General features: G+C 40.1%; 27 protein-coding genes. 18 read left to right on the top strand and 9 right to left on the bottom strand.

Annotated features, from left to right (window positions below):
* Positions 1-120: 120 nt before the first annotated feature.
* On the top strand, positions 121-876 hold the full coding sequence (gene map, locus L3V42_RS00325; protein ID WP_238470971.1) for a type I methionyl aminopeptidase: 756 nt from the start codon (positions 121-123) through the stop codon (positions 874-876).
* A gap of 85 nt (positions 877-961) precedes the next feature.
* Here the strand turns inward: map and L3V42_RS00320 are convergent, their stop codons facing one another.
* Positions 962-1852, bottom strand: coding sequence for a cation diffusion facilitator family transporter (locus L3V42_RS00320; protein ID WP_238470970.1), 891 nt, complete (start codon positions 1850-1852; stop codon positions 962-964).
* Between the two features lie 194 nt (positions 1853-2046).
* Here L3V42_RS00320 and L3V42_RS00315 point away from each other — a divergent pair, with 194 nt between their 5' ends.
* On the top strand, positions 2047-2280 hold the full coding sequence (locus L3V42_RS00315; RefSeq protein WP_235761157.1) for an IDEAL domain-containing protein: 234 nt from the start codon (positions 2047-2049) through the stop codon (positions 2278-2280).
* A gap of 222 nt (positions 2281-2502) precedes the next feature.
* Positions 2503-3774: an MFS transporter gene (locus L3V42_RS00310; protein ID WP_255770483.1), complete on the top strand. Its 1272-nt coding sequence runs from the start codon at positions 2503-2505 to the stop codon at positions 3772-3774.
* Positions 3775-4318: 544 nt separating this feature from the next.
* On the opposite strand, the gene L3V42_RS00305 is transcribed toward L3V42_RS00310, so the two are convergent.
* On the bottom strand, positions 4319-5236 hold the full coding sequence (locus tag L3V42_RS00305; protein WP_235761159.1) for a zinc dependent phospholipase C family protein: 918 nt from the start codon (positions 5234-5236) through the stop codon (positions 4319-4321).
* A 318-nt stretch (positions 5237-5554) separates the two neighbouring features.
* On the opposite strand from L3V42_RS00305, the gene fumC reads away from it, so the two are divergent.
* The 3 genes from fumC to L3V42_RS00290 all read left to right on the top strand — a co-directional run bounded on the left by fumC (position 5555) and on the right by L3V42_RS00290 (position 8043).
* Positions 5555-6940, top strand: a complete 1386-nt coding sequence (gene fumC / locus L3V42_RS00300; protein WP_235761160.1) for a class II fumarate hydratase — start codon at positions 5555-5557, stop codon at positions 6938-6940.
* Positions 6941-7099: 159 nt separating this feature from the next.
* The gene (locus L3V42_RS00295; RefSeq protein WP_238470969.1) at positions 7100-7300 is read left to right on the top strand and encodes an alpha/beta-type small acid-soluble spore protein; all 201 of its coding nucleotides are present in this window, start codon (positions 7100-7102) and stop codon (positions 7298-7300) included.
* A 386-nt stretch (positions 7301-7686) separates the two neighbouring features.
* The gene (locus tag L3V42_RS00290) at positions 7687-8043 is read left to right on the top strand and encodes a YlbF/YmcA family competence regulator (RefSeq protein WP_235761162.1); all 357 of its coding nucleotides are present in this window, start codon (positions 7687-7689) and stop codon (positions 8041-8043) included.
* Positions 8044-8171: 128 nt separating this feature from the next.
* Here the strand turns inward: L3V42_RS00290 and L3V42_RS00285 are convergent, their stop codons facing one another.
* Positions 8172-8357 carry a YhzD family protein gene (locus tag L3V42_RS00285; RefSeq protein WP_235761163.1) on the bottom strand — a complete coding sequence of 62 codons (186 nt, stop codon included), beginning with the start codon at positions 8355-8357 and terminating at the stop codon, positions 8172-8174.
* Positions 8358-8493: 136 nt separating this feature from the next.
* Here L3V42_RS00285 and L3V42_RS00280 point away from each other — a divergent pair, with 136 nt between their 5' ends.
* From L3V42_RS00280 to L3V42_RS00255, 6 genes are all read left to right on the top strand, one after another.
* Positions 8494-9393 (top strand): ABC transporter ATP-binding protein, encoded by a 900-nt coding sequence (locus L3V42_RS00280; protein WP_235761164.1) that lies wholly within the window; start codon positions 8494-8496, stop codon positions 9391-9393.
* On the top strand, positions 9386-10645 hold the full coding sequence (locus L3V42_RS00275; protein ID WP_238470968.1) for an ABC transporter permease: 1260 nt from the start codon (positions 9386-9388) through the stop codon (positions 10643-10645). Before L3V42_RS00280 ends, L3V42_RS00275 begins: the two co-directional genes overlap by 8 nt.
* A 112-nt stretch (positions 10646-10757) precedes the next feature.
* Positions 10758-11993, top strand: a complete 1236-nt coding sequence (locus tag L3V42_RS00270; protein WP_235761166.1) for a metallophosphoesterase family protein — start codon at positions 10758-10760, stop codon at positions 11991-11993.
* Positions 11990-14938, top strand: a complete 2949-nt coding sequence (locus L3V42_RS00265; RefSeq protein ID WP_235761167.1) for an ATP-binding protein — start codon at positions 11990-11992, stop codon at positions 14936-14938. Before L3V42_RS00270 ends, L3V42_RS00265 begins: the two co-directional genes overlap by 4 nt.
* A 24-nt stretch (positions 14939-14962) precedes the next feature.
* Positions 14963-16189: an HD domain-containing protein gene (locus tag L3V42_RS00260; protein WP_235761168.1), complete on the top strand. Its 1227-nt coding sequence runs from the start codon at positions 14963-14965 to the stop codon at positions 16187-16189.
* Positions 16190-16275: 86 nt separating this feature from the next.
* Positions 16276-16467, top strand: coding sequence for a sporulation YhaL family protein (locus tag L3V42_RS00255; RefSeq protein ID WP_255770370.1), 192 nt, complete (start codon positions 16276-16278; stop codon positions 16465-16467).
* 43 nt (positions 16468-16510) lie between these two features.
* On the opposite strand, the gene L3V42_RS00250 is transcribed toward L3V42_RS00255, so the two are convergent.
* Both L3V42_RS00250 and L3V42_RS00245 read right to left on the bottom strand, forming a co-directional pair.
* Positions 16511-17404 (bottom strand): peptidylprolyl isomerase, encoded by an 894-nt coding sequence (locus L3V42_RS00250; RefSeq protein ID WP_235761169.1) that lies wholly within the window; start codon positions 17402-17404, stop codon positions 16511-16513.
* A 228-nt stretch (positions 17405-17632) separates the two neighbouring features.
* The gene (locus tag L3V42_RS00245) at positions 17633-17818 is read right to left on the bottom strand and encodes a hypothetical protein (protein WP_235761170.1); all 186 of its coding nucleotides are present in this window, start codon (positions 17816-17818) and stop codon (positions 17633-17635) included.
* 193 nt (positions 17819-18011) lie between these two features.
* Between L3V42_RS00245 and L3V42_RS00240 the strand changes: the two genes are divergently transcribed.
* Positions 18012-18344 carry a DUF1878 family protein gene (locus tag L3V42_RS00240; RefSeq protein WP_235761171.1) on the top strand — a complete coding sequence of 111 codons (333 nt, stop codon included), beginning with the start codon at positions 18012-18014 and terminating at the stop codon, positions 18342-18344.
* Between the two features lie 195 nt (positions 18345-18539).
* Here the strand turns inward: L3V42_RS00240 and L3V42_RS00235 are convergent, their stop codons facing one another.
* The 3 genes from L3V42_RS00235 to L3V42_RS00225 all read right to left on the bottom strand — a co-directional run bounded on the left by L3V42_RS00235 (position 18540) and on the right by L3V42_RS00225 (position 20264).
* Positions 18540-18875 (bottom strand): YtxH domain-containing protein, encoded by a 336-nt coding sequence (locus tag L3V42_RS00235; RefSeq protein ID WP_235761172.1) that lies wholly within the window; start codon positions 18873-18875, stop codon positions 18540-18542.
* A 158-nt stretch (positions 18876-19033) separates the two neighbouring features.
* Complete coding sequence (locus L3V42_RS00230) at positions 19034-19555, bottom strand: tryptophan transporter (RefSeq protein ID WP_235761173.1); 522 nt, start codon at positions 19553-19555, stop codon at positions 19034-19036.
* 280 nt (positions 19556-19835) lie between these two features.
* On the bottom strand, positions 19836-20264 hold the full coding sequence (locus L3V42_RS00225) for an HIT family protein (RefSeq protein ID WP_235761174.1): 429 nt from the start codon (positions 20262-20264) through the stop codon (positions 19836-19838).
* A gap of 1060 nt (positions 20265-21324) precedes the next feature.
* Here L3V42_RS00225 and L3V42_RS00220 point away from each other — a divergent pair.
* The 5 genes from L3V42_RS00220 (at position 21325) to L3V42_RS00200 (ending at position 25045) form a co-directional block, all read left to right on the top strand.
* The gene (locus L3V42_RS00220; protein WP_235761175.1) at positions 21325-22071 is read left to right on the top strand and encodes an ABC transporter ATP-binding protein; all 747 of its coding nucleotides are present in this window, start codon (positions 21325-21327) and stop codon (positions 22069-22071) included.
* Complete coding sequence (locus L3V42_RS00215; RefSeq protein WP_238470967.1) at positions 22064-23278, top strand: ABC transporter permease; 1215 nt, start codon at positions 22064-22066, stop codon at positions 23276-23278. Before L3V42_RS00220 ends, L3V42_RS00215 begins: the two co-directional genes overlap by 8 nt.
* Before the next feature lie 14 nt (positions 23279-23292).
* Positions 23293-23952, top strand: coding sequence for a phosphatase PAP2 family protein (locus L3V42_RS00210; RefSeq protein WP_235761177.1), 660 nt, complete (start codon positions 23293-23295; stop codon positions 23950-23952).
* Between the two features lie 170 nt (positions 23953-24122).
* On the top strand, positions 24123-24557 hold the full coding sequence (locus tag L3V42_RS00205) for a disulfide oxidoreductase (RefSeq protein WP_235761178.1): 435 nt from the start codon (positions 24123-24125) through the stop codon (positions 24555-24557).
* A 5-nt stretch (positions 24558-24562) separates the two neighbouring features.
* Positions 24563-25045, top strand: a complete 483-nt coding sequence (locus tag L3V42_RS00200) for a thioredoxin family protein (protein WP_235761179.1) — start codon at positions 24563-24565, stop codon at positions 25043-25045.
* Positions 25046-25643: 598 nt separating this feature from the next.
* Here L3V42_RS00200 and L3V42_RS00195 read toward each other — a convergent pair.
* A complete protein-coding gene (locus L3V42_RS00195; RefSeq protein WP_235761180.1) occupies positions 25644-26141 on the bottom strand; it encodes an antibiotic biosynthesis monooxygenase family protein in 498 nt (165 codons plus the stop codon).
* Positions 26142-26309: the final 168 nt, after the last annotated feature.

Genomic DNA, 26309 nt, shown 5'->3' with positions numbered 1-26309 from the left:
TTAACTGAAAGATCATTAAAATTATGGTAGACTGGAGAATGGAAATTAACTTTGTTCATTCGAACTTTAAAATAAAGCAACAGTTCATGAAGATAGGTAAATTGGAAAGGTAGGCTAAAAATGATAACTAGAAAAAGTGCTCGTGAAATCGACCAGATGCAAGCGGCAGCAGATTTGCTTGTACAATGTCACAAGGAAATAGCGAAAATGATTAAACCGGGAATTACTACAATGGAGATAGATGCTTTTGCGGAGGAGTTTATGAGAAGACATGGAGCAACTCCAGAGCAAAAGGGATATAATAGTTATCCATATGCAACTTGTGCGTCCCTTAATGATGAAATCTGCCATGGCTTCCCGCGGGAAGAGCAATTACAGGATGGCGACATCGTAACGATTGATATGGTTGTCAACTTAAACGGTGGGCTTGCAGATTCGGCTTGGACATATGCAGTCGGGAACGTGGATGAAGCGGGACTTCGTTTAATGGATGTAACGAAGAAATCCCTCTACAAAGGAATTGAACAAGCTCAAGTTGGAAATCGGATCGGTGATATCGGACATGCTATCCAGACGTATGCAGAAGGTGAAGGTTTCTCCGTTGTCCGCGACTTTACAGGACACGGTATCGGGCCGACAATCCATGAAGACCCGAACGTTCCTCATTTCGGATTACCGAATAAAGGTTTACGTCTGAAAGAAGGAATGGTCATTACAATTGAACCAATGATTAACGAAGGTGCTTGGGAAAGTAAAATGGATTCCAATAATTGGACCGCTCGCACTGTTGACAAAAGTCGTTCTGCCCAATACGAACATCAAATCGTCATTACAAAAGATGGTCCGCTTATTTTAACGGATCAAGATAAAGCGTAATGAAGCATATGAAAAGAGACTGGCCTTAATGGAAATGAGGCAGTCTCTTTTTCATTAATAGTGTTCTCTTCTGCAAACTTTGCGTCTATTGATTCTTGACGCCTTTTTTTTCATAAAATGGTTCCAGATGGATGTGAGCATGGGTGACACCGTGCTTTCTTGCTAAATACTTCTCAATTCTTTCCGTAATTTTATGGCTATGTTCAACGGTTAGATGAGCATCTACAAGAATTGTCAATTCAAGCAGTGCTTGACTGCCATGAATTCTTCCTTTTACGTCCACAACTCTCTCTACTTCCGAGACATTTGTAATCGTCTTTTTAATCATTTCTAATTCTTCTTCATCAAATGCATCTGTTAATGTTAGTGTTGCATCTTTAAATATGTCAAAAGCCGTTTTACAAATGATTAGTCCTACAAGTGTTCCAGTGAGCGGATCTAACCAGTAGATACCGAACTGTGCGCCGATAATCCCAATAAACGCTCCGATACTAACAAGGGCATCTGACCGATTATCCTGGGCGACAGCAAATAATGCCTGACTGTGCAATCGTCTTGATAAACGCAAGTTATAAAAGAAAACGATGAGCATGACAGCCGCTGAACCTAATGCCGTCCAAGCAGTTAGCATGCTTGGCTCTTCCATTTCAAAGGTTATAAATTTCCTTGCAATGTCATAAATTACTTGAATCCCAATAAACATCATAATAAATGCTGCAAAGAGAGAAGCGACCGTCTCTGCACGATAATGTCCATAACGGTGGTTATCATCAGGCGGTTTTTGGGAAATACGTAAACCAACAAGGACCGCAACCGAAGCAATGACGTCTGTCGTATTATTTAATCCGTCTGCTCGTAAGGCAAGCGAGTTACCGAAGTTGGCAATCCATAATTTAATAATGGCGAGCGTAAGATATGTGATGATGCTTATCCAAGCACCTTTTTCGGCAAGTTTTAAGTTATCTGCATGATTCATGAAGTTGTCCTCCAATTTGTCTCGTTTCAATAGTTTACCAAACGGGATTCGTGTGGGTCTAGAGAAAAAGAAACGGATCAAGCTATCACTATTGGTTGGTGGGAAGGAAGTTTCACTTAGTAAACAAAACAAATCTGTTGCTTTTATTCGGAAAATTTAGGATAATAAAAGAAAGGGTAAAGGGGGCAATTCCAATGAAAAAAGAAAAAGTATATCTGCAATTTTTCAGATACAGTGGAAAGCCAGTCCAAGCTAAAAAAGAAATTCCTTATGAGATCCGTTTGCAAGCCAGATTAAATTTGGATGCAATATGCTTTAATTACAATCGTGCCAAATTGGAAGACGCAATAAACAAGGCACTCGAAACGGACGATATAAAAACATTTAAAAACTTAAGTGAAGAATATAAACAATATATTTGGGAGTAATACCGTAAGCGTTTGAGGACCTACAAACTAAAAGGAGCGTGAAGTTTGGCAGTCCCTGCGCTCTGAAGCTAGCTGCAAGCAAAAAGTTTACAATCATTGACTTTACGTTAAATGGTTGTAAATTTTTTGCTGAATGAAGCCTGATTCGTAAAATCTTTGCTATGCTTGTGGCTAAAGGGGGGCTATTAGGTGGAAAATAAAAAGAAATTACAAAGAAGCTGGATGATGTACGATTTTGGTAACTCTGCATTTGCAACAACCATTATGGCAGCAGTGCTTCCTGTCTATTATTCTAATGTAGCTGCAAGCGGGCTTGAAGAAGGACTTGCAACAAGCTATTGGGGCTATTCCCAGTCTATTTCTGTTCTATTTGTAGCTGTTCTCGCACCGATATTAGGGGCGATTAGTGATTTTTCTGCAGCGAAAAAGAAATTTCTGCAATTTTTTGCTTTTATGGGGATTATCGCTAGTATCCTACTAGCATTCGTAGGAGAAGGCGATTATATACTTGCATCTATCTTATTTATTGTCGGTTCAATTGGATTTTCCGGTGGTAACATATTCTATGATGGATTCCTTCCTGAAGTCGCAGAGAAAGAGGAAATGGATCGGGTATCTTCTGGGGGCTTTGCTTATGGATATATCGGAGGGGGCGTTCTCCTTACGATAAATATTTTAATGATATTGAATCCGCATTGGTTTGGTTTAAAAGATACGGTGATTGCAACCCAGTTATCTTTCGCTTCGGTCGGTATTTGGTGGTTATTATTTTCTATTCCATTATTCAAGAATATTAAAGAAGAGAAAAAGGTTATCGTAGAAAAAGATAAATCGTATATTGCCATTGGATTTTCCCGGGTAGGGGATACGTTCAAGCAAATTAAACAGTATAAGCAAGTCTTAATTTTTTTGCTTGCCTTTTGGTTATATAATGATGGAATTTCTACGATTATGCGAATGGCGACAATTTATGGCGCTGAAATTGGCATTGCAGGGAACGATTTGATTGTCGCTTTATTAATTACGCAATTTGTCGGTATTCCCTTTACTTTTTTCTTCGGTTGGCTCGCCTCAAAGATTACGGCTAAGCGTGCTTTATATATTACGCTTGTTACGTACATGGTGATTACTGTCCTTGGCTACTTTATGACTTCAGCATTTCACTTCTATGCGTTAGCAATCGCTGTTGGAATGGTGCAAGGCGGTGCACAGTCCCTTAGTAGATCCATCTTTGGCCGGATGATCCCGCAAAATAAACATGCAGAATTCTTTGGTTTTTACGGGATCTCCTCCAAATTCGCTGCTATTTTCGGACCGTTCTTGTTTGCTTTTATCGGGCAAATTACAGGCAATAGCCGCTATGGCATTCTCTCGCTCATATTCTTCTTTATCGCAGGGATTATATTATTGCGATTTGTCGATGTCGATAAAGGCATTCAAGAGGCCCAGCAGCAAACAGGACTGGAAGGCAAAGTTGAAGTAAAACCTAAATGACATACCCTAATCAAAACTTGCACTTTCATACAGCGTAAGTAATTTGCGCATTCTCTTGAAATACTCTCTAATCACCGTTCAGTTGCCCGGTGGCCGGATGCGCATCCTTAGGCACTGCCGGAGCTCCTCGGGCTACCCGCCCTGCGGGGTCTCCAGGCTCGTGCTGTTCCCGCAGGAGTCACCGTCCACCGGGCAACTGAACTGGTAGAGATGATTATTATTAATAGCATTTATTCCAGTGCCATTTTACGATAAAATTATATCTTTGGAATAATAAACCGTGATCTCAATAGGGCCTTTCCTAGGAGCAGTCCAGACACCTCGAGACTCCTGCGGGAGGATAGGCCTGGCGAGACCCCACAGCGCGTTAGCGCGAAGAGGCTTGCCGGCCGCTCAGCAGGTGCGAGAGGTGTCTGGACTGCGGACCTCCAGTAGAAAGTTTCAGGGTAAGGCACACTTACGCTGTATGAAAGTGATATGTGATTCTTCCAAAGTTATACAAATCAAACAGACTGGGACTCAAGGGTCCCAGTCTGTTTTGGTTCTACACAATTGGTTCGCTATATTTATTTTCCAACCCGAGTTCAAGGGGTTTCCCCGTATCATATGAAATATTTCCAATTAAACCTTTTAGTTTTTCCATGGAATAGGAAGCACCCTTTTCCCAGTAGTTTAATACTTCCGTTATAATATCGATACCCTCCACACGGCTTTCATTATACAGTTCAATAAAACTTTTATTAGATGGTTCATTCGTTGCAGGGTGGAACCATGTCGTATGGTTTAAATTTAAATAATCGACATCATCATGAATTGGTTGGTGGGAATATGCGGAGATTAAATTTCCAAGTATTTTATTTTTAATGCCAGATGGGTCTGACAGAATTTTTAGAGCAAGCAGCATGTCTCGGTATGCTTTTTGAATATAGGTATCGTCAGTCCTACTTAAATTTGGGTAATGTTCATTGATGAGTGTTGCCAACAGCCTCGTAATCCGTGCATCAAAATTTCTTCCAATGTCAATTTCTTTATAGACAGGATTTTTCCATGTTTTTAAATTATGGTATTTATCCATCATCAATGTATCAATTTGAATTTCTAGACGTTGGTGGTCATTACCTTCGTAACCTGCCCGGTAATGGATATAAGGGTGCGTATTGCGGTCAAGTACATGATGGGTGACAAAGCCGATAACAAAAGCTTTTACCTCATTGCTATTATTTTTCGCGGCTTCAATCATATCGAGGAGGAATATTCCACACTGACTCGTATGCAAGGATGCGCCGACTTGATGAACCGGTTCATTCTTCACCCACGGCCAAAAGTTATAATAGAAAAAAGGATCTGGTCCTTGAGCGCCTAACCTCATATAATTCTCAATCTGCTGTGAGAATGGGTGTACATTTCCAACTGTATCCACAACCTCTTCACAAAAGAGAATATGCGTCCATATATTTGGCATCGTGATTTCCTCCTTTTTAAAAATAATCATTTTCTTTTAATGAATTTCATAATACGTATTTAATGCTTCACCATCACCATATGTAGTTGAGTTGGTTCGTTCCCAACTACATATGGTGATGGAATAGCCGACTTTGGTAATTATGAAATTCATTCTCTTTGTATATTATATAGGAAAATCTCGTTTTTTTACGCTTGTGGTAGTACAATTTTGTGTCAAATAGGATGAAAGCGTGAACGATTAGTAAAGAAGTGTAGTTTCCTGAAGAAATTTGATACAATATAGGTGGTATCATCATAATACAGGGAGGAACTCGAATTGGATTATCGTTTGGAGAAAGATACAATAGGGGAAATTAAAGTTCCGGCAGATAAATTCTGGGGAGCGCAAACACAAAGAAGTAAACAGAACTTTCCAATTGGTACAGAAAAGATGCCAAAAGAAATTATTCAAGCTTTTGCTGTATTGAAAAAGAGTGCAGCTAAAGTAAATAGTGCGCTCGGACTGCTCGATGCAAAGAAAGCGGATGCGATTGAGCATGCTGCAGATGAAGTGCTTGCAGGCCGGGTTGATGAACACTTTCCATTAGTCGTTTGGCAAACTGGAAGCGGTACCCAATCGAATATGAACGTAAATGAGGTGCTTAGTTATGTCGGTAATAAATGGCTAGAAGAAGAGGGAAGCGAATTACGACTTCACCCAAATGATGACGTTAACAAATCCCAAAGCTCCAATGATACATACCCAACAGCGATGCATATCGCCTTTGTTTTAAAGCTTGAGGATCATGTATTACCGGCTGTCGATGTACTGAAGAAGACATTAAAAGAAAAAGCAGATGCATTTACTGATATTGTAAAAATTGGGCGAACGCATTTACAGGATGCAACACCACTGACACTCGGGCAGGAAATTAGTGGTTGGCATCGAATGCTTGAAAAAGTAGAAAGTATGATTAAGAACAGTATCCCAGAATTAAAAGAATTGGCACTAGGTGGAACAGCAGTAGGTACTGGACTGAATGCGCATCCGGAATTTGCCGAACGGGTTGCAAAACAAATAAGCGACTACACAGGGAAAGATTTCGTAACTGCTAAAAATAAATTCCATTCTTTAACAAGCTATGATGAAACCGTATTTGCTCATGGTGCTTTAAAAGCGCTTGCAGCGGATATGATGAAAATTGCAAATGATGTGCGCTGGCTCGCAAGCGGTCCGCGTTCGGGTCTTGGTGAAATTACGATTCCATCAAATGAACCGGGAAGCTCAATTATGCCAGGTAAAGTGAATCCGACCCAAAGTGAAGCAGTAACAATGGTCGCTGCTCAAGTAATGGGGAATGATGCAGCGGTAGGTTTTGCTGCAAGCCAAGGAAACTTTGAACTTAATGTTTATAAACCGGTAATCGCTTATAACTTCTTACAATCGGCGGGGTTGCTCTCGGACAGTATTGTATCATTCAATGATCGTTGTGCTATTGGCATTGAGCCAAATCATGAAGTGATTAATAAGCATTTAAATGAGTCGTTGATGCTCGTTACGGCATTAAACCCGCACATTGGCTATGAAAACGCAGCGAAAATAGCAAAGACTGCTTTTGAAGAGAATGCAACATTGAAAGAAACAGCAGTTAAATTAGGATTATTGACGGAAGAAGAATTCGATAAATATGTTGTTCCGGAAGAAATGACTTATCCGAAATAACCTTATGCTTATCAAACGACCCTGCTTCACGGGATGAAGCAGGGTCGTTTTTTTGGTTTACAGCGAACTGGAATCATAGCTACATTTTACCAGTGAATTTTTGTCATAAGATTAGTTGTTTTAGCTGACAATAGGATTACAGAAGGAGGTGAAAGTCCGATGGCTAACAACAACTCAAACCAATTAGTAGTTCCTGGTGTACAACAAGCACTTGATCAAATGAAATATGAAATTGCTCAAGAGTTTGGTGTTAATCTAGGAGCAGACACAACTTCTCGTGCTAACGGTTCCGTTGGTGGAGAAATTACAAAACGTCTTGTTCGTACTGCACAGCAACAGCTTAATGGTGGCGGACAATAACAAAAGTAAGTAAATAGTGGGCAGGGAGCGATTGCCTGCCCACATCTATTTTATAATACTTTACATATCCAACATCGCACACTGAAATAACGAAGTCATCCTTTGAAAACCGTTGACTATGAGGGCTTGGTAAGGTTAAATTGCCTTGATTTTTTAGGTGAAAAAATTTAGATTGCATAATAAAAATTTAATTAGTTTAATGAATTTCATAATTACGTATTTAATGCTTCACCATCACCATATGTAGTTGGGTTGATTCGTTCCCAACTACATATGGTGATGGAAAAGCCGACTTTGGTAATTATGAAATTCATTCAGTTCATAGTATACATTCCCTTTTTCATTTGATATAGTAGGGCTTAACTTACTATATGGGAGGCAAGATGATGTCTAATATTTATGATTATGCCTATAGCTTAGAAAAAGCAATACGAGAAAGTACTGAATTTCAAAGTTTAAAATCAGCATATGAAGCTGTAATGAATGATCCAGAATCCAAGCAAATGTTTGAAAGTTTCCGGGATACCCAGTTGAACTTACAAGAGAAGCAAATGCAAGGCTTGGATATTACCGAAGAAGAAGTGGAAAAAGCCCGTAATGTAGTAGAGCTTGTTCAAGATAACCCAACAATTGCTAAATTAATGGAAGAAGAACAGCGTTTAAATGTTATTATCGGCGATATCAGCTCGATTATTACCAAACCATTAGAAGAAGTTTATGGATTTAACCAAGACGAGCATTAAAAATTTGTATGGAGGAAAACTCACAGACTGATATCTGTGAGTTTTTTTGATGTGGAAAATTATACTAGCATTGATCTTGGGATGCTGCTTTGTACGTCGTGAACCGGGTGCATGCGCATTGGTTTTCTTTAACGATGGAAAAGAATGAGTTTTGCTTCCGGGCTGACGCAGCGGTGAGTATGTTCGGAATAACCATGTTCCGCAAGTTTTTCTTCACCGATTCTCTTTGCTCGTTCGTCATTCTCAGCTATAAATGACTCATCGAGTAATTTTTCCCCGTCTGGGTTGAACACGGTCAAAAAGTATTCTCTCATATGTTATGCTCCTCTCTGTTTCTTGCTTTCATTATAATTCATTACTCGAAATTATGCGAAAATAATTACGTTCATAAAATAAACGAAACCATTATCTAAAGAAAGCCGTAGTATAGCAGAGAAAGGGGATAAGAGAATGACTTTAATTATCGATCATGTTACGAAACGATTTGGTGAATTTACTGCAGTCAACCAATTAAATTTAACAATACCGAAAGAAGAAGTGTTTGGATTTCTCGGTGGAAATGGTGCCGGCAAAACAACGACGTTCCGGATGTTACTCGGATTATTGGATAAAACGGAAGGAGAAATAACGTGGAACGGGGAAACGATTGATTATAATACAAGCAATTTGATTGGTTATTTACCAGAAGAACGCGGACTTTATCCAAAGTTAACCGTGAAAAATCAAATTACATACTTAGCAAAACTTCGTGGTATGGAGAAAAAAGAAATATTGCCAGAACTTGAAAAATGGCTCGATCGTTTTAAAGTACCCGAATATATGAATAAGAAAATTGAAGAACTTTCGAAAGGAAACCAACAGAAGATTCAATTCATTTCAGCGGTTATCCACCAACCGGAATTGCTTGTTTTAGATGAGCCGTTTTCCGGGCTGGACCCCATTAACGTAGAGATGCTGAAAGAGGCTGTACTTGATTTAAAAGATCAGGGAACAACAATTGTATTTTCGTCGCATCAGATGTCCCATGTAGAAGAGCTATGTCAATATCTTTGTATTTTACAAAAAGGGAGGCCGGTCGTGCAAGGGGCGTTGCGTGAGATTAAACGGTCATTTGGTAAGAAAAATTTACGGATTAATGCCGATTTCTCACTTGAATTTTTAGCGGAATTTCCAGGAGTTGTGAAATATCGTCGAGTAAATGATGGATGTGACTTACAGATTTTAAATGAAGATGTATCCCAAGATATATTTCGGGAATTGCAGGGCAAAGGATTCATTCGTAAATTCGAGTTGGAAGAACCTTCTCTAAATGACATCTTTATTGAAAAGGTAGGTGCATCTTATGAATAAGTTTTGGATTATTTTTAGCCATACGTATCTGGAAAAAGTGAAATCAAAAACCTTTCTTATTACGACAGCTCTCCTATTATTAACTGTTGCCGCTGCAGCTAACTTCCAGACGATTGCTGGGTTCTTTTCCGGTGAGGATGAAGAGAGGGATAAAATTGCAATCATTGATAACTCGGACCTTTTATTTGGATCATATAAACAAAGCGTAGAGTCTGCGAATGATTCATTGGAGCTGATTCCATTCACAGATTTGGAGGAAGCTGGAAAAACAGCAGTTCAAGAAGAGAAATACGCTGCTCTCGTTGTTATGGATATGGATGCTGATGCTTTACCGGAAGCGACGTACTTTGCGAATAATATTACGGATTCCTCGACTCAAGCGGATCTCGAGGAGCAGCTTCAATATATGAAAGTTGCGATGTCGATTGAGCAAGCTGGATTTGATGAACAGGCGGTGCAGGAGATTTATGCGCCGGTGAACTTTGAAACGGTTGCCCTTGATGAGGATGCGAAAACATTGGAAGAAATGTTCCAGGCGCAGGGAATTATCTATGTCATGCTTTTCTTCATGTATATGGTAGTTATATTATACGGACAAATGATTGCTCAAGATGTTGCGAATGAGAAATCGTCACGGGTGATGGAGATTTTAATTTCAAGTGCGTCACCAGTAACCCATATGTTTGCCAAAATATTCGGAGTAGCGTTAGTCGGCTTAACGCAGATCCTGTTACTGGTCGGTGTTGGCTACGCACTCATTAGCAGCAGGAAGGAAGAATTAGTCGGAAGTTTCCTTGATACGGTTGGTTTAGTTGATATTCCGGTTGACTTAGTTATCTATGCCATTATTTTCTTTCTGCTTGGTTACACTTTATATGCAACTTTGGCGGCGATGCTCGGTTCACTTGTAAGCCGCTCAGAAGATGTAGGGCAATTGATCATGCCGATGATTATTTTGATTGTTATTGCTTTTCTCGTTGCTATGTACGGGTTAGGTGCACCAGAATCAAGGATTGTAACCATTTCTTCTTTTATTCCATTCTTTACGCCAATGGTCATGATTTTACGAATTGGGATGCTTAACTTGCCACTCTGGGAAATCGGATTATCGATTGCGATTTTAATTGTTTCAATTATCATCCTTGGCTTGATTGGAGCAAGAGTATACAAAGGCGGCGTACTTATGTACGGAAGAACAGGCTCTCTCAAAGATTTCACAAAAGCAATCCGCCTATCAAAAAAAGAAAAATAATTCCAAACTGGGACATGGGGTCAGAGCCTTTGTCCATGTCCCACTAACAGAACGTGCATTCTTATTCCGGCTCTGTTAAAATGGATGTATGATGAGGGACGGAGGCGGAGTAATGGATCGTGAAGTGACGTTTATCCATGCGGCTGATTTGCATCTTGATAGTCCATTTAAAGGTTTAATGGATATGCCAGCCGATTTATTTGAAGAAATAAAGTGGAGCACCTTCCAAGCGCTCGAGGAGCTTGTTCGGGCTGCGATTGACAAAGAGATAGATTTTGTTCTCATTACCGGTGACCTTTTTGATAATGAAAAGCAAAGTCTGAAAGCGCAAATCCGGTTGAAAAAAGCTTTTGAACAACTGAAAGATCAAGGAATTGCTGTATTTTTAAGTTATGGCAACCATGACTTTTTAAAAGGAAATATCCACCAAGTGACCTATCCGGATAATGTACATATTTTTCCGGATGAACAGGTGCGTGACCTAGATTTTTATAAAAACGGAGAGCTATTGGCTAAAATTTATGGCTTCAGTTATGAAAATCGCGCAGTTATTGAAAATAAGACAAGTGAATATATCATAGAAGACACCAAAGTACCATTCCATATCGCAATGCTGCACGGAAGCATTAAGGGAAATGAAGAACATGATACTTATGCACCTTTTCGGCTTTCCGAACTAACGGAGAAGGATTTCAAGTATTGGGCGCTTGGTCATATTCATAAGCGCGCTGTATTGCAAAAAAATCCATATATTGTCTATCCAGGAAATATCCAAGGAAGGCATCGGAAAGAAACAGGAGAGAAGGGATGTTACCTCGTCCGTTTAACGGAGATGGAAACGACGCTTGATTTTATCCCATTAAATAGAATAGAATTTTATCCCTTGAAGATTGATGTATCGGAATGTGTTGCAGCTTATCAGCTTGAAGCGATTATCATGGACAGCTTAAAAAGTCTCAAGGTAACGAGGCCACAACTTCTAGACCTTACGCTTCAAGCGAACGATACATCGCTCAGAAACTGGCAAGCGAACGGACAATTAGAAGATGTACTGGATATAATAAATGAATCCATCTCGCAAGAACAGCTTTGGCGTTATATATTCCATGTACAATTGGATATAAAAGAAAGACTTGAACCGAGTGAGACGAGCTTTGGAGAACATTTTATCGATGAGCTCAAGCGAAGTTTTGCGGAAAATTCCGGAATAGATTACGTAGAACAACTTTATCAGCACCGCCAAGCTCGAAAGTATTTGGATCTACCTTCTCAAGAAGAAGTATCTGGTTGGAAACAAGAAGCCGAGGCAAGGCTGTTTGATCAATTACTGGGAGGAGGAAGGCGATGAGATTCATTCGTGCTAAGCTATTCGGTTTTGGAAAGTGGGTCGATAAGGAATTTGATTTTAATGCAAGTCCACTCTTTATTTACGGTGAAAATGAGTCGGGCAAATCAACACTTCATCAATTTATTCTCTTCATGCTATTTGGAATGCAGCCGAAAGAGCGGAAATTTTATCAACCGAAGACGAGCAGCAAGCTAGGTGGTCATTTGGTAATGGAAGTTCCAGAAGTCGGTGTCTTTACGATTGAACGCTTTGGTGATTTGCATAATGGGAAAGCAGTGTGCCACGCTGCCTCAGGCGAGACTTATGACGAGGCTTGGTTAACAGAACGGTTGAAAGGGATGAACCTGTCCACCTATGAAGCGATATTTTCCTTTTCGGCACTTGACTTGAACGCAATTAAGCAAATGCAGGAAGAAAATCTTGGTGACGTATTACTTAGTATCGGACTGACCGGCTCCAGTAATATTTATCAGATTGAAAAGCAATTGGATAGTCGTCTCGGTGAGTTGTTTAAGCCATACGGGAAAAATCCGGAAATCAACAAGCAACTGCAAGTTGTCCAGCAGCTAGGGGAGAACCTAGCTGCTGTTCAAAAGGAAGAATCTACCTATCGTAGAAAAGTTCTCGAATCTCATGAATTAGAGGAAACGTTAGATAAACTTAAGCAGCGGCAAGTTAATCTGACAAATGAAATGCGATCGGTCACAAAGAAACGTACGGCGTTACCTGTTCTTAAAGAATATCAGCAATTAAAAAGGAAACAAGCGCAATATGAAGCAACCTTCGAATTTCCTGCAAATGGTATCGAGCGACTTGAAAAATTGCACGATGCAATGCGACCACTTGAAAGTGAGCTTGCTGTACTGGAAAGTAATGAAGAAAATTACCGTTATAATGCTTCCCAACTAGAAGAAAAGCGCTTGCCGGAATCAACGCTTGAATTATTAAGGGAAAAACAGCGGAATAAAAGCGTGTACACTGAACTTAAAAATACAAAAGAAAACTTGCAAGAGAAAGAAGCAGAAATCACGAAAGAAATTACGAACGGGCTTACCGACTTACAATTAAAGCTTGCTGATACCGAACTTCAAGAGTTAACCTTGCCCTTCTATATTGAAGAAACATGGAAACAGATCAAAGAAGATAAGGAAAAGCTGGAACAGGAAAGCGTCAGTCTTGAAACGGAGAAAAATGGATTATTGGAAGAAGAAAACTATTTGCAAGCTAAATTGCGTGAGATAAAGTCCAAGTTTTTACCGGAAAGAGAAGTAGCCGAGCTGCGGCGAAGACTAGAAGAAGGTAAAGAACAGGAACAACTGGAACGTTTGTATGAAGCAAATATGAAACAGCAACAATTTTATACGAAAGAGAAGAGGCAAAAAAGCAAACGGGTGAAACAATTTTTCCTCATTGGAATCATCTTTTCTATTCTTTCGACATTTCTTGCGTTTAGCATGGACATGTCCTATCTTTATGGTGTTGCTCTGCTTCTAATTCTGTTTGCGGCGGGACAATATCTATTTCATAAACAACATATCAAAGCGATGGAAAAACTTATTCAATCCCCACCAGTACTTAAGCAGAGAGAAAAATTGTCAGACGAGGAAATGTACCGCTTGGAAAAACAGCTTGAAGCAGAAGATGAAAAACGGCGGGAATGGAAAGCTTTACAAGCAGATATTCAACAACAACAAATTAGTATCCTGAAATGGGAAGAAAAAGAGCGTATTTATTTAGAAAAAAAGAGACGCCTCCATGACCAAACGGGGGAACAACTTGTGTTATATCCATTTCTTGAACCGATTAATAGCAGTTATTGGCCGGATTATTTTAATCGGATCAAAGAATTACTCCGTCAACACGAAGAAAGGGAGCGCTTGATAAAAGAAGTGAAGGAAAAACGTATGGATGAGGAGCAAATGGAACAAGAAACGGTTAAATTTCTTCATAACTTCGGTAAAACTTCGATTCAATCACTAGCTGATGGGTTTCTATTCATTGAGCAAACAATAGAAAAAGAAACAGAACTAGAACATCGACTCAGGCAAATTGGTGAATTAATCGAGCATGTCCAGGAACAGAAACAGGATATGCTCAAGCGAATCGCCTTGCATCAACAGAAAATAACGAAACTTTTACAAAAGGGTCAAGCAGCAACCGAAGAAGAATTTTACGACCGAGCAAATTATCTTACGGAAAAAAAGGAGCTTGAAGCAGCTCTGGAAGCGAATGAGCACAAGTTGGACACAATCTTCCCTTCACGTTCTTGGGAGAGAATCGTCGAAGAAGAGCTCGATCCATTTAGTTTGGAAGAGCGTGAACAAGAGTTAGAACTCCAAGTTTCAACAGTGGATGCCGAAATCGACCATACTCAACAAAAGCTTACCGAAATAAATCTGGATTTAAAGCGACTTGAAGGCTCGGATGCTTATTCTTCCAAGTTGCATCAATTTGAAATGGAGAAGGAAAAATTACGTCAGCTTGCGAAAGAATGGTCGATTATCAATATGCAGAAAGAAATTTTAACGGAGACGAAGCAACGTTATCAGGAAAAGTATCTAGCGAGAGTAGTGGAAGAAACAGCTGCTATTTTACATACCATCACAGATGGACGCTATACGAACGTTTTTGCACCAAGAGGGAAAGAGACCTTTCAAGTTATGTCAGCGGAGGGAATACGTTTTAATGTAAATGAACTCTCTCAAGGAACAATGAACCAGCTATATGTTGCCTTGCGTTTTGCTGTTAGTAAGATAATGACAGAGAAACATCAGCTGCCTTTTATTTTAGATGATGCATTCGTTCATTTTGACGAATTGCGTGTCAAAAGAATACTTGATGTCCTAAACGAAATTGCGCAGGGGCAACAGGTCATCATGTTTACTTGTAAATCCGACGTGCGTATGGCTTGTGAAAAAGAGAAACTTCCAATTATGTACGTCTAAACTTATGTTTGTGGAGGGACGAAGATGAATGAGCAACAAGACTATTTCTACGGGGTGATTCCGGTTGAAGTACAAATGACGCCGGAAAGGAAAGAGCAGATACTTGAGCAATATCCGGCTCCTGCTTTACCTGATGAGGGGGCGACATTTGAAATCGACCAGGAAGAAAAAGGGAACAGCGTTTCTTTACGGCTCCTTTTAAATGAAGTGAAAGTACAGACGACGAAGACAAACAACCAATTTTTAAAAATGACATTCAGCAATAATGCAGGGAATATCAATGCAAAGATGTGGGATAATCAAGGTGCTGTTGAGAAAAATCTACCGCTGCTCGAAGCGCATTCTATATTTGATGTGGACGCGGTCGTTGATGAGTTCCGCGGTTTTAAATCACTTACGGTTAAACGGCTTGAGCCTTGTGAGGGTGAAATTGACCCATTTTCCTATTTGCCTTATACGAAACAAAGTATAGAAGATTACACGATTGAGATTTTCTCCTATATCGATGAGCTGTCTAGTCCGTATCGCGAATTTTCCTTAGCTGTCATCGATCAGTTCTGGCAGGAATTTTCCATTAGTCCTGCTGCAAAAGGGTTTCACCATAATTATCTAGGTGGCCTGTTGAAGCATACGGTTGGTCTCATGCGCTTTGCACGTTATATTCTGAAACAGGAAGAAAATTCGTTTCAGGCAGTGATGAAATTAATTCAAATCGTGGAAAAAGCTTATAAACAAGAGCTATGGGCAAACTATGAGGCTACGGATAAATGGGTGCGACCGGTTTGGCAAGATGCAATTGATCATCTCTATCAAATGCTAGCTGGGATGATGGAACATAAAGAAGAAGTTCCAAATTATAATGCACTGCTTACTAGTATTCTTTTACATGATATCGGGAAAATGCTGGAATATGATTTCGCCGGTAAAAAATATGATGCATTCAGCTTCCTTTATCCTACAGCTGACAAAAGCAGTTTACAAAGTAGAAAACAGACAGGAATTACAATGGATGAACTCGGTTTGATGGTTGGTCATATTCCATATGGTACACTCATCCTTACGAAAATGGTGGAACAAACAGGAACGCCTTTTACAATAGAAGACATCCACCTCCTGTCCCATTGCATTCTCTGTCACCATGGTTTGCCGGAATGGGGAGCAAGTGTCAAACCGCAGACAATAGAGGGCTATCTGATTCATATCGTAGACTACTTGGATAGTAGATATGAGAATACCGAAACAGTGAAATAGTAATCCCTTTTCTTGTTTTAAGAGGAATGTTTCCCCTCTGTTATTCATATTGTTAGATAGAGACATTTGGACAAGGAGGGGGAAAGATGATAATTGGCGGCGTTCCTTTATGGGTATTTATTGTCATCTTATTGATATTCTTCAGTGGATATATGGCTTTTCGCACGATGCAAGCAGATAGGAAAACCGATCAGGAATTTATCGAAAGAGAAGGCGAGATATACATGGAGCGTATGAGAGAGGAAAAAGAGAGAAAAGCACTTCGGGAACAGGAATGAAGAAAAAGCTACTTTCCAAAATGGAAGTAGCTTTTTCTTTGTTTTACCCCTCTGCGCCTTCAGACTCTTCAGGTTCTTCGGGCTCTACAGGCTCAAACATATCTTCAAATTCACTAATTTTCACGTTAACATCTGCTTCTTGAAGCAGACTGTCGATTTTCGTAGCTGCTTGGGACATGTCCATTTTCGCAATCTGCAGTTCTCGACGAATATCTTCTTTAACATCCTCGAGTTCTTCAACATCTTCCACGTCACGAATATCATTTACTTTAATAATATGGAATCCATATTCTGATTGAACAGGCTCACTAATTTCGTCAACTTCCATGTTAAAAACAGCGTCTTCAAATTCAGGAACCATGCTGCCAGCAGAGAAATAGCCAAGATTACCTTCATCTTGAGCGGATCCATCCGTTGAGTACTCCGCGGCCAACTCCCCAAAGTCCTCACCATCGTCAAGCTTTTCTTTCACTTCATTCGCTGTTTCTTCGTCTGCTACAAGGATATGCTGGGCATCAATTTCAATTTTTGAGCGGTCATAGTGCTGTTCAATTTCTTCATCCGTAACTTCAATATCCTCTGCTAAGGCTTGTTCTTGCAGGAGACTCAGATAAAGGACGTCAGCATAATCTTCTTCACTCTGGAAGCCGCTCTGCTGCAGAACCATATCAAAGTTCTCGCCAAATTGCTCTTTGGCGGTTTCAATTTCTTCTTCAATCATCTCATCTGAAACTTCGTATTTATCCTCTAAGACCTTAACGGTAACTAATTCTCTTAATACTTCTTCCCCGTATCGATCTTTCAATTCCTCATAAAAATCTTCTTTCGTTATGTCCCCTGCACTTGTTTCCACTACTGCTTCCGAATCATCCCCACTGCAGGCTGATAAAGTAAGGACTCCAGCAGTCACTAGTGCAACTATGGCAAATTTCTTCATATTGAACACTCCTAATCATTATGTCTTTGCAATTTAATGAATTTCATAATACGTATTTAATGCATCACCATCACCATATGTAGTTGAGTTGGTTCGTTCCCAACTACATATGGTGATGGGAAAGCCGACTTTGGTAATTATGAAATTCATTCAATTAATCACATGTTTAAATATATCATATATTATGATGAAAGAAATAGTAAAACAGCGAATACCTCATAAATACCTTTAAACTGCCACATTTAGAATCCGAAGATAAGAACATACGAGCATGGTGACCATAATCATGTTGATTACTTTATATACCCGCTTTGATTTCAATTCGTTCAATTCCATCTTTCGGCAGAAGTTATACGTCATTGTATTGAAAATTAACAAAACGATAAAAGCAAAAAAGAGATAAAAAATAAACAATCAAAGCCCCCCTGTATCTTTCCAAAATCTATATCCTCTACTGTACCAAATAATCGAATAGCTGAACAGTCTCAAGCGAAGTCGTAAGTAAAGAATGAATGTATTCATTCTTCTATCCAGAGAAATTGTATGATATGATTTACATACTCAGCTAATTTAAGATAGGTGTGTAGCGTCAGGAGGTGGAGTGGAAATGAAGGATGACAGCGGGACGATAACTTCTTTTCAAATTCAATTACTTTCACGAATTATTGATATGAATGAATATCCTTTTATAAAATTGGTGATTGAACATAATATAAGCGAAGAAGAGTATGATGAATTATTTTCCCTTCTGAAGCTCCAGCAGGCTGTGTATGAGGAACAGAAAGAAGAAGGTTTATTAGATTTCAGTTCGCTCCTCATGGAATTTGCCGGGTTATTAAATGAAAAACTGGACCCAACAACGACGATTCACGCCCTCCGCCGAGAAAGATATTTTCCGGAACTAATGGATGAATACATAAAAATCTTAAAAGAATCATAAAAAAACAGGACGCCGTTTATAGCTCGCGCGACCTGTTTTTATCATGCATGAACGGTCTGTAACACCCTCACCTTTACATGAGGGAAGCCCAACATGTAAGGGAGGGGGGTAAACAGTCCGTAAACCCTTGATTCTGTTCAACTAACATTCAGTGAGGGAGGTAAGGCTCCCCTCCCTGAATGAAGTTTCGCTTTATTAAATACTTTTCACTTTATCTTCAAGGTCTTTTAAGCTTGCTTCGATTTGTTCGAGATAATGGTAAATTCCCTCTTGGTGAGGTTCGACGGTTTCTTTCCACTCTTCCACCGATTTTTTCATTTCATCTGTTAATTCTTTTACAATTACAACTCCTTCTTTAGAAGTTTCACGAAGTTGACTTTTTAAATTATTGATCAGATTCAACATATCAATGAACTGATCTTTCAGGCGGTTCCTGACATCACGACCTGATTCAGGAGTACTGAGTAATGCTGCTGAGGCGCCAATTGCGCCACCAACAAGGATTCCAAGAACTATTGATTTACTTGACATAACAGATCTGCTCCCTTCTGCTTATACTGCTATTTTTCACTATTCCCAGATAAACGAAACATGGAAATAAGTTTTCTACTTCCATTATAACAGATTTAATACCAGGTGCTAATTCTTTCTATAAAAAAATCCTCTAATCGAAATTAGAGGATGTCTGCTTATGATACAGATACAGGATTGGTCCGTCTGAAGATACCTTGCACAATCGGATAAACAACTACCATAATTACGGTATTCACTGCCATTGCAGGAAGAACAACAAACAGGAAGAGGGAAATTAATCCGCCTTCTGGAATACCTGCGATTAAAGAAATGACTGTAACGAAAATTGAACCACTGATCAATGTTCCAATTCCTGCAAGTGCAGGTGCTGTAATGTTCTCGTTTAACCGACCCTTTAATGCAAGGAAAATCGCAAGAACGATAAATGCAGTGATTGGTTTATCGATGACGTTCGCAATTTGACCGCCAGGTGCTCCGGTTGTTAGTGCTGACATGATCCCTGTTGCTAAAGAAAGCACAAGGACGTATTTCGGTTTCGGGAATAAGAAAATCCCGAGAAACATCATGGACAGCAGCATATCCGGCTTCACTCCGAAAAACAGCGGTGGAATAATTGCGTGTAATACCGCTCCGATACCTACAAGCAACGACAATATAACTAAAATTTTAACTTTCATTCTAAATCTCTCCTATTCTCTTCTCATCTAAAGTTTCCAACTGTACACTCGTTGTCAGTTGCGAAACATTACCCCTATTATACCAGAATTACGCGGAAATGGACAGAGGAAGTTTTTATACAATTCCGTTATTATTTTATCCCGGTGTAGCCGTCCGTAAAACTCCCACTTCAAACCTCCAGGTCATGTCGGAAAAGTTTAGGTGGAGATAACGAGCGGTTTTCACCCCGATTCTTTCAACTAACACTCAGTGGGGAAAGAGAGCTCTCACTGAATAGTTTCACTTTATGTTCCCGCTTATTTCGCCCGCGATTTGTTGTAAGTCCTCGCTTGTATATTGATCATCATGAACCGTCCATCCTAGATCATATCCATCGCCTTCACCATAACGGGGAATGAGATGGAGATGTAAATGGAATACCGATTGTTCTGCAGCAGCTTCGTTGTTATTTAGCACGTTCATTCCTTTTGGCTTATATGCTTCTTTAATCGCATTAGCAATTTTAGGAATGCGCTCAAATAACTCTCTTGCTACCTCTGGTGTGGTTTCATAAATGTTTTTCGTGTGTGTCTTGGGAATAACCAATGTATGTCCCTTCGTTACTTGGCTAATATCTAAAAACGCATAGACATGCTCATCCTCATATACCTTTGCAGAAGGGATTTCACCTTCAATAATTTTACAGAAAATACAATCCGCATGACTCATAAAACCTTCACTCCTTCTATGTATTCGTATATCCATTGTACCTGCTAAGGCGTGAAAATTCAAAAATTAAAAGCAGCTTTTATGTCAAAAAAATAAACAGGACTGGTCCAAGGGGGAGAACCAGCCTGCTTTAAGAAGACAGCGAGATACAACATGCAGCAGCTTACTAGTGGGGAAGGTAAACGAAACTGGAGTGAAAATAGCTCGTTCACACAAATCATTTCTTAAAAATTAACAGGATTAATTTTTAAGGAAAGAGTAAGGATTTTAAAAGCGTTTCTGCAAGTCATCGTTATTTGTGCGTAACACAGAACCAGGCATTTTTAACACCTCACTTGTGATACATTCAAATTACTTTCTGTATCTTGCTGTCTTCGGTTTTTATTTTGTTCCGTTTCCTGATTCTTATTCATCCAAACGAAAAAACCTCATCTTTTTTCACAGCCACAAGCAGAGATTGCTCTCATACAGCGTAAGTAATTTGCTCATTCTCTTGAAATGCTCTCTAATCACCGTTCAGTTGCCCGGTGGACGGATGAGCATCCTTAGGCACTGCTAGAGCTTCTCGGGCTGAGCACTAAGGGGTCTCCAGGCTCGTGCTGTTCCCGCAGGAGTCACCGTCCACCGGGAAACTGAACTGGTGGGAATTATTAATATTAATAGCATTATTCCAGTGCCATGCCGTGATAAAATTATATCTTTGAAATAATAAACTGTGATCTCAATATGACCTTTCCTGGTAGCAGTCCAGACACCTCGAGACTCCTGCGGGAGGCCGGCTAAAAACGGTCACGTCCTGTGACCAACACCGGCATTAGAACTTCCTGTTCGGAGGTAGGCCTGGCGAGACCCCGCAGCGCGTTAGCGCGAGGAGGCTTGCCGGCCGCTCAGCAGGTGCGAGAGGTGTCTGGACTGCGGACCCTCCAGTAGAAAGTTTCAGGGTCAGGCACACTTACGCTGTATGAAAGTGTGAGATAAATGGAGGAGGGGCGCGGTATATTTTGGCAAGCGATTGTAAAGATGATAAAATTAATTGAAAGTATGAAGGAGGTTGACTCACGTGGATTCTTTATTACATATTGAAAATGTACATGGCGGATATACTCATAAAAACGTTTTACACGGGATTTCCTTTGACGTGTATCCAAATGAAATCGTTGGATTAATCGGGCTCAATGGAGCGGGAAAAAGTACAGCCATTAAACATATAATCGGTCTTATGCAACCGAAAAAAGGAAAGATTGTTGTAAATGGAAAAACGTTTCAGGAAAATTCGACAACTTACCGTGGCCAAATGGCATACATCCCAGAGATGCCGATTCTTTATGATGAATTAACGTTATATGAGCATTTGCGACTTACAGCGATGACTTACGATATACCGGAAGATGTATTTGAAAAAAGATTGGATCCGTTGCTGAAGGAGTTCCGCATGGAAAAAAAACTAAACTGGTTCCCCGTTCATTTTTCAAAAGGGATGCGGCAAAAAGTAATGATCATGTGTGCTTTTTTAATTGAGCCACCCCTATATATTGTGGATGAGCCGTTTGTCGGTCTAGACCCGCTTGGGATCTCCTCCTATTTACAGTTAATGGAAGATATGAAAGAAAAAGGTTCCGGCGTGTTGATGTCGACACATATTCTTGCTACGGCCGAAAGATATTGCGATCGTTTCATCATTATCCATGAAGGCGAAATCAGGGCATATGGCACGTTGGAGGATTTGCGTCAAAGTTTCGGAATGCCCGGAGCAACATTGGATGATTTATATTTACGTTTAACGAAGGAAGAGGATAGCGATGTTTGATTCTCATGCCTTTTATAAAAAACGGCTAGCTTCTCATATGAAAGAATTAGGGCGTTATACGCGTTATATTTTTAATGGGCATATTGCCTTTGCATTATTCTTCTTCATTGCTGCGGTTGCTTATTATTATCAAGCGTGGCTTGCTCAGCTCCCGGAGAATTTCCCGACTGCTGCTATCATCGGTATAGCATTTGGGCTTGTTGTAAGTTACAGTCCGGTCCGAACCTTACTGCAGGATCCGGACCTTGTTTTCTTGCTTCCCGCAGAAGAGAAGATGAAGCCGTATTTCCGAAATTCAATTATCTATAGCTTCGTCATTCAACTCTACTTACTCCTGCTTGTTGCAGCGGCATTAGGCCCGTTGTATACGGCAAGTTATCCAGGAAGGGAAGGGAATGCTTACTTACTTACCATCGTTGTTCTGCTTATTTTTAAAGTGGCTAACCTCCTTGCGAACTGGTGGATGTACCGGACTAGGGACAGCAATCACCGCCGCTTGGAATTATTGGTGCGCACCGTGATGAATATTCTTGTCTTTTATTTCCTGATTGCAGGTGAAATGCTTGGTGCCTGTATCGTGACCATTCTTTTTGCAGCACTTTTCCTTTACAATTATTTCTTAGCGGCAAGACAAGCGGGATTAGTTTGGGACTTATTGCTGGAAAAGGATCAGAACCGTATGCAGGCGTTTTACCGGATTGCGAACATGTTCAGTGATGTTCCGCATATTAAATCAAGTGTAAGGAAGCGGCAATGGCTCGTATCGCTCGTCACAAAAAACATTCCTTTTGAAAAACGGCATACCTTTGATTATTTGTATCGGATTACATTTGTGCGAAGCGGGGATTATGTTGGAATGTACGTCCGGTTAATTATTATTGGCGGATTGTTCATTTACCTTATCCCAAATATTTGGGTGAAGCTGTTATTCGTTATACTGTTTCTTTATATGAGCAGCTTCCAGATGATGACCCTCTATCAGCATCACAGGACGATTATGTGGCTTGATATTTATCCGGTTGAAAAAACGGACAGGCAGCGCTCACTTGTGAAATTGATTTTTCAGCTTACGATCTTCCAAACGATTCTTTTCGCTTGTATTTTTATACTGATGCAGGAATACACGGGTTTTCTCTTCGCAATTGTTGCAGGAATAGTTTTCACCTACGTATTCGTTAACGGCTATGTCAGAAGAAAGTTAACTTAGATTGGGGATTGCTGATGAGAGCTAGAAAGAATATTTTGCTGCTTATCTTTATTGTTTTAATAATTATTACAGGCATTTGGGTGTTACAACTTCTAGAAGGGAATATGCCTTATGTTGACCAAGCTACAAGAAGATTTGCAGATTTGCTTGGACAATCCTTTCTTTTGGAGCCGTTTCAGTTCATAACACACCTCGGCTCCAGCTTCTTTTTGTATCCATTTGTCGCTGTTGTTACGATTTTTTTATTTATTTGGTTCAAGCACTGGCTGCCAGCGGTCTTCTTCGGTGGCGGGATTTATCTAAGCCACAAGATAAACCATGGAATCAAGCTCTTGATTACGAGAGAGCGACCGAGTATTTCCGTAAGCCTGAATGCGGAAGGGTATAGTTTCCCGTCCGGACATTCGATGATATCTCTTGTTTGCTACGGGTTACTTGCCTATTTCATTACTCGAAAATTAAAATCAAAAAGGTTAATTTCAATGGTGCAAATCGGTTTTGCGGTTCTGATATTTCTCATTGGAATCAGCAGATACATTATTAATGTTCATTATTTAACTGATGTATTAGCCGGTTTCTTTTTTGGATACTTGCTGCTTATCGGTTTGATTTTCCTATACGAAAAGTTGATGAAAAAAATTTCTTCTTCTAAAAACGGAGAGATAAGCAATTAGGTCAGTTCACAGATAAAAAGGCGGCAGAACGTAGACTTTGCCATCTATTTCTATGTGGATCCGTTGCATTAACTTTACGAAATAGTCATAAACTTCAATGCTTAGAAATTGTATTTTCATTTTTTCATTCGTATAATGAAAAAGGAAAAGAAACAGAGAGGACCCAAATTATGCAAACATTGTCGAAAAAAGCAGAGAACCTTTTGCTGATCATTTGGGTACAAGCTTTTGTAGCTACTACTGGGAGTCTATTCTACTCGGAAGTGATGGGATATATTCCTTGTGAGCTATGCTGGTATCAGCGGATTTTAATGTACCCGTTAGTTATCATTTATGGACTGGCACTCTGGAAGAAAGATGTGAAAATGACATTGGCAGGATTGATATTAAGCGGGATCGGGATGTTTGTCTCCACATATCATTATTTACTGCAAAAAGTTCCAGCTCTTCATGAAGTTGGTGGATCATGTAGTGGTGCTGTACCATGTAATGCAATTTACGTAAATTATTTAGGTTTTATTACGATTCCATTCATGGCTGGTGTAGCTTTCATTGTGATCTTTGTATTACATCTGCTTTTGGTTAAAGAAATGAGGAGGAATTAATTCGAATGGGTAAGAAAATTACGATTATTGTTTCGGTGATTGTAGTATTATTTATAGCGCTCTTCTTTGCGCTGAATTATAAAAATAACAAAGCGCTTGAAGGGGAGAATCCATATGGAACGAATGACCTTGATCAAGCAACGATTGACCAATTGGATGATCCATTATACGGCAATCAAATTTTGCCGGATGATTTGATGGAACAGGTGGAAAGCGGGGAGCCGACAACGGTCTATTTCTACAGTCCAACTTGTGTATATTGTCAGCAGACAACGCCTTATCTTGTTCCGTTGACGGAGGAGATGGATGTCGATATGAAGAAATTGAATTTGCTTGAATTTGGTAATGAAGCAGCGCCATTTGCCATCCGTTCTACACCAACACTTGTGTACTATGAGAACGGTGAAGAAGTTGCACGTCTCGAAGGTCAATATCCGGAAGAGCAATATGAACAATTCTTTAATGAATATGTTCATGCTACGGAATAAACAAAAAGGTTACGAGCTTAATGTTGGTAACCTTTTTTATATGGAACAGCCTATCACTTTCATTCAGCGTAAGTGTGTCAAGCTCCGAAATTTTCTACTGGAGGTCCGCAGTCCAGACACCTCTCGCACCTGCTGAGCGGCTGGTGAGCCTCCTCGCAGGCAAGCCTGCTGCGGGGTCTCACCAGGCTTACCTCCGAACAGGAAGTTCTAATGCCGGCATTGGTCACAGGACGTGACCGTTCTTAGCTGGCCTCCCGCAGGAGTCTCGAGGTGTCTGGCCTACTCCAGGAAAAACCTAATTTGGAACGCTATTTATTATTCCAAAGATATAATTTTTTCGTGACATGGCCCTGCAATAAATGGTATTAATAATAATCATCTCAACCAGTTCAGTTGCCCGATGGACGGTGACTCCTGCGGGAATAGCACGAGCCTGGAGACCCCTTAGTGCTCAGCCCGAGGAGCTCTAGCAGTGCCTAAGGATGCGCATCCGTTCACCGGGCAACTGAACGGCGATTCAAGCTCCGAACTAAATGAACGTGCAAAACACTTTCGCTGCATGAAAGCAGTCTTTATTTAGGTTGCAAAGTAGTGCAGGTTATTCTTCTTCCGCATACATATCATACGTCGCGATATAAGCATTTTTAAAAAAGTAAGAAGCTGATTTCCCGGTGTCAAATTGATGGGCCTCTTGGAATGTATCGGATGATTTCCAGTCTTCAAAGTCTTTTTTCGAAGCCCATTGGGTAAGTATGACATATGTGCTCCCTTGATAAGGACGCAATACGCGGAATGCTTGAAAACCTGGCATCGCTTCCACAGCCTGTTTGCGCCTTTTGAACCGATCTTCAAATAATGCATTGCTCTCTTCATCGACCGGTACATTATTCATCACGACATAACCAGTCTCGCGAATTTCCCCCGCTTTTTCCAGAATTTCATATTTCCGGCCCGCTTGAAAAATCTCTTCTCTAGGATGCTCATAGTAGAGAAGTCCACCCGCATTATTTTTCATGAGTTTCAGCTCTAGTTCTTCATGTTTTTTTTCGATTTTCAACAAAAAGTCAATTGTCCCGTTTGTCATATAAGCATTCAAAACAATTCCCCTTTCCATATCTAGTCTATATCTTTATTCTACCCTAAAACCCGTTTCTGTACGCAAAAGATTGCATGAACGGCCTGTAATACTACCACCTCTAAAACAGGAGGGAATCCCAATAGGTAAGGTTGGGGAATAGGCAGTCCGTAAATCTCTGATTCTGTT

It is taken from the genome of Oceanobacillus alkalisoli (assembly GCF_022213125.1).
GTDB classification, from domain to species: Bacteria; Bacillota; Bacilli; order Bacillales; family Amphibacillaceae; genus Oceanobacillus; species Oceanobacillus alkalisoli.
Note: the sequence above shows the minus strand (reverse complement) of the source record. Positions and strands in the feature narration are given on the sequence as shown.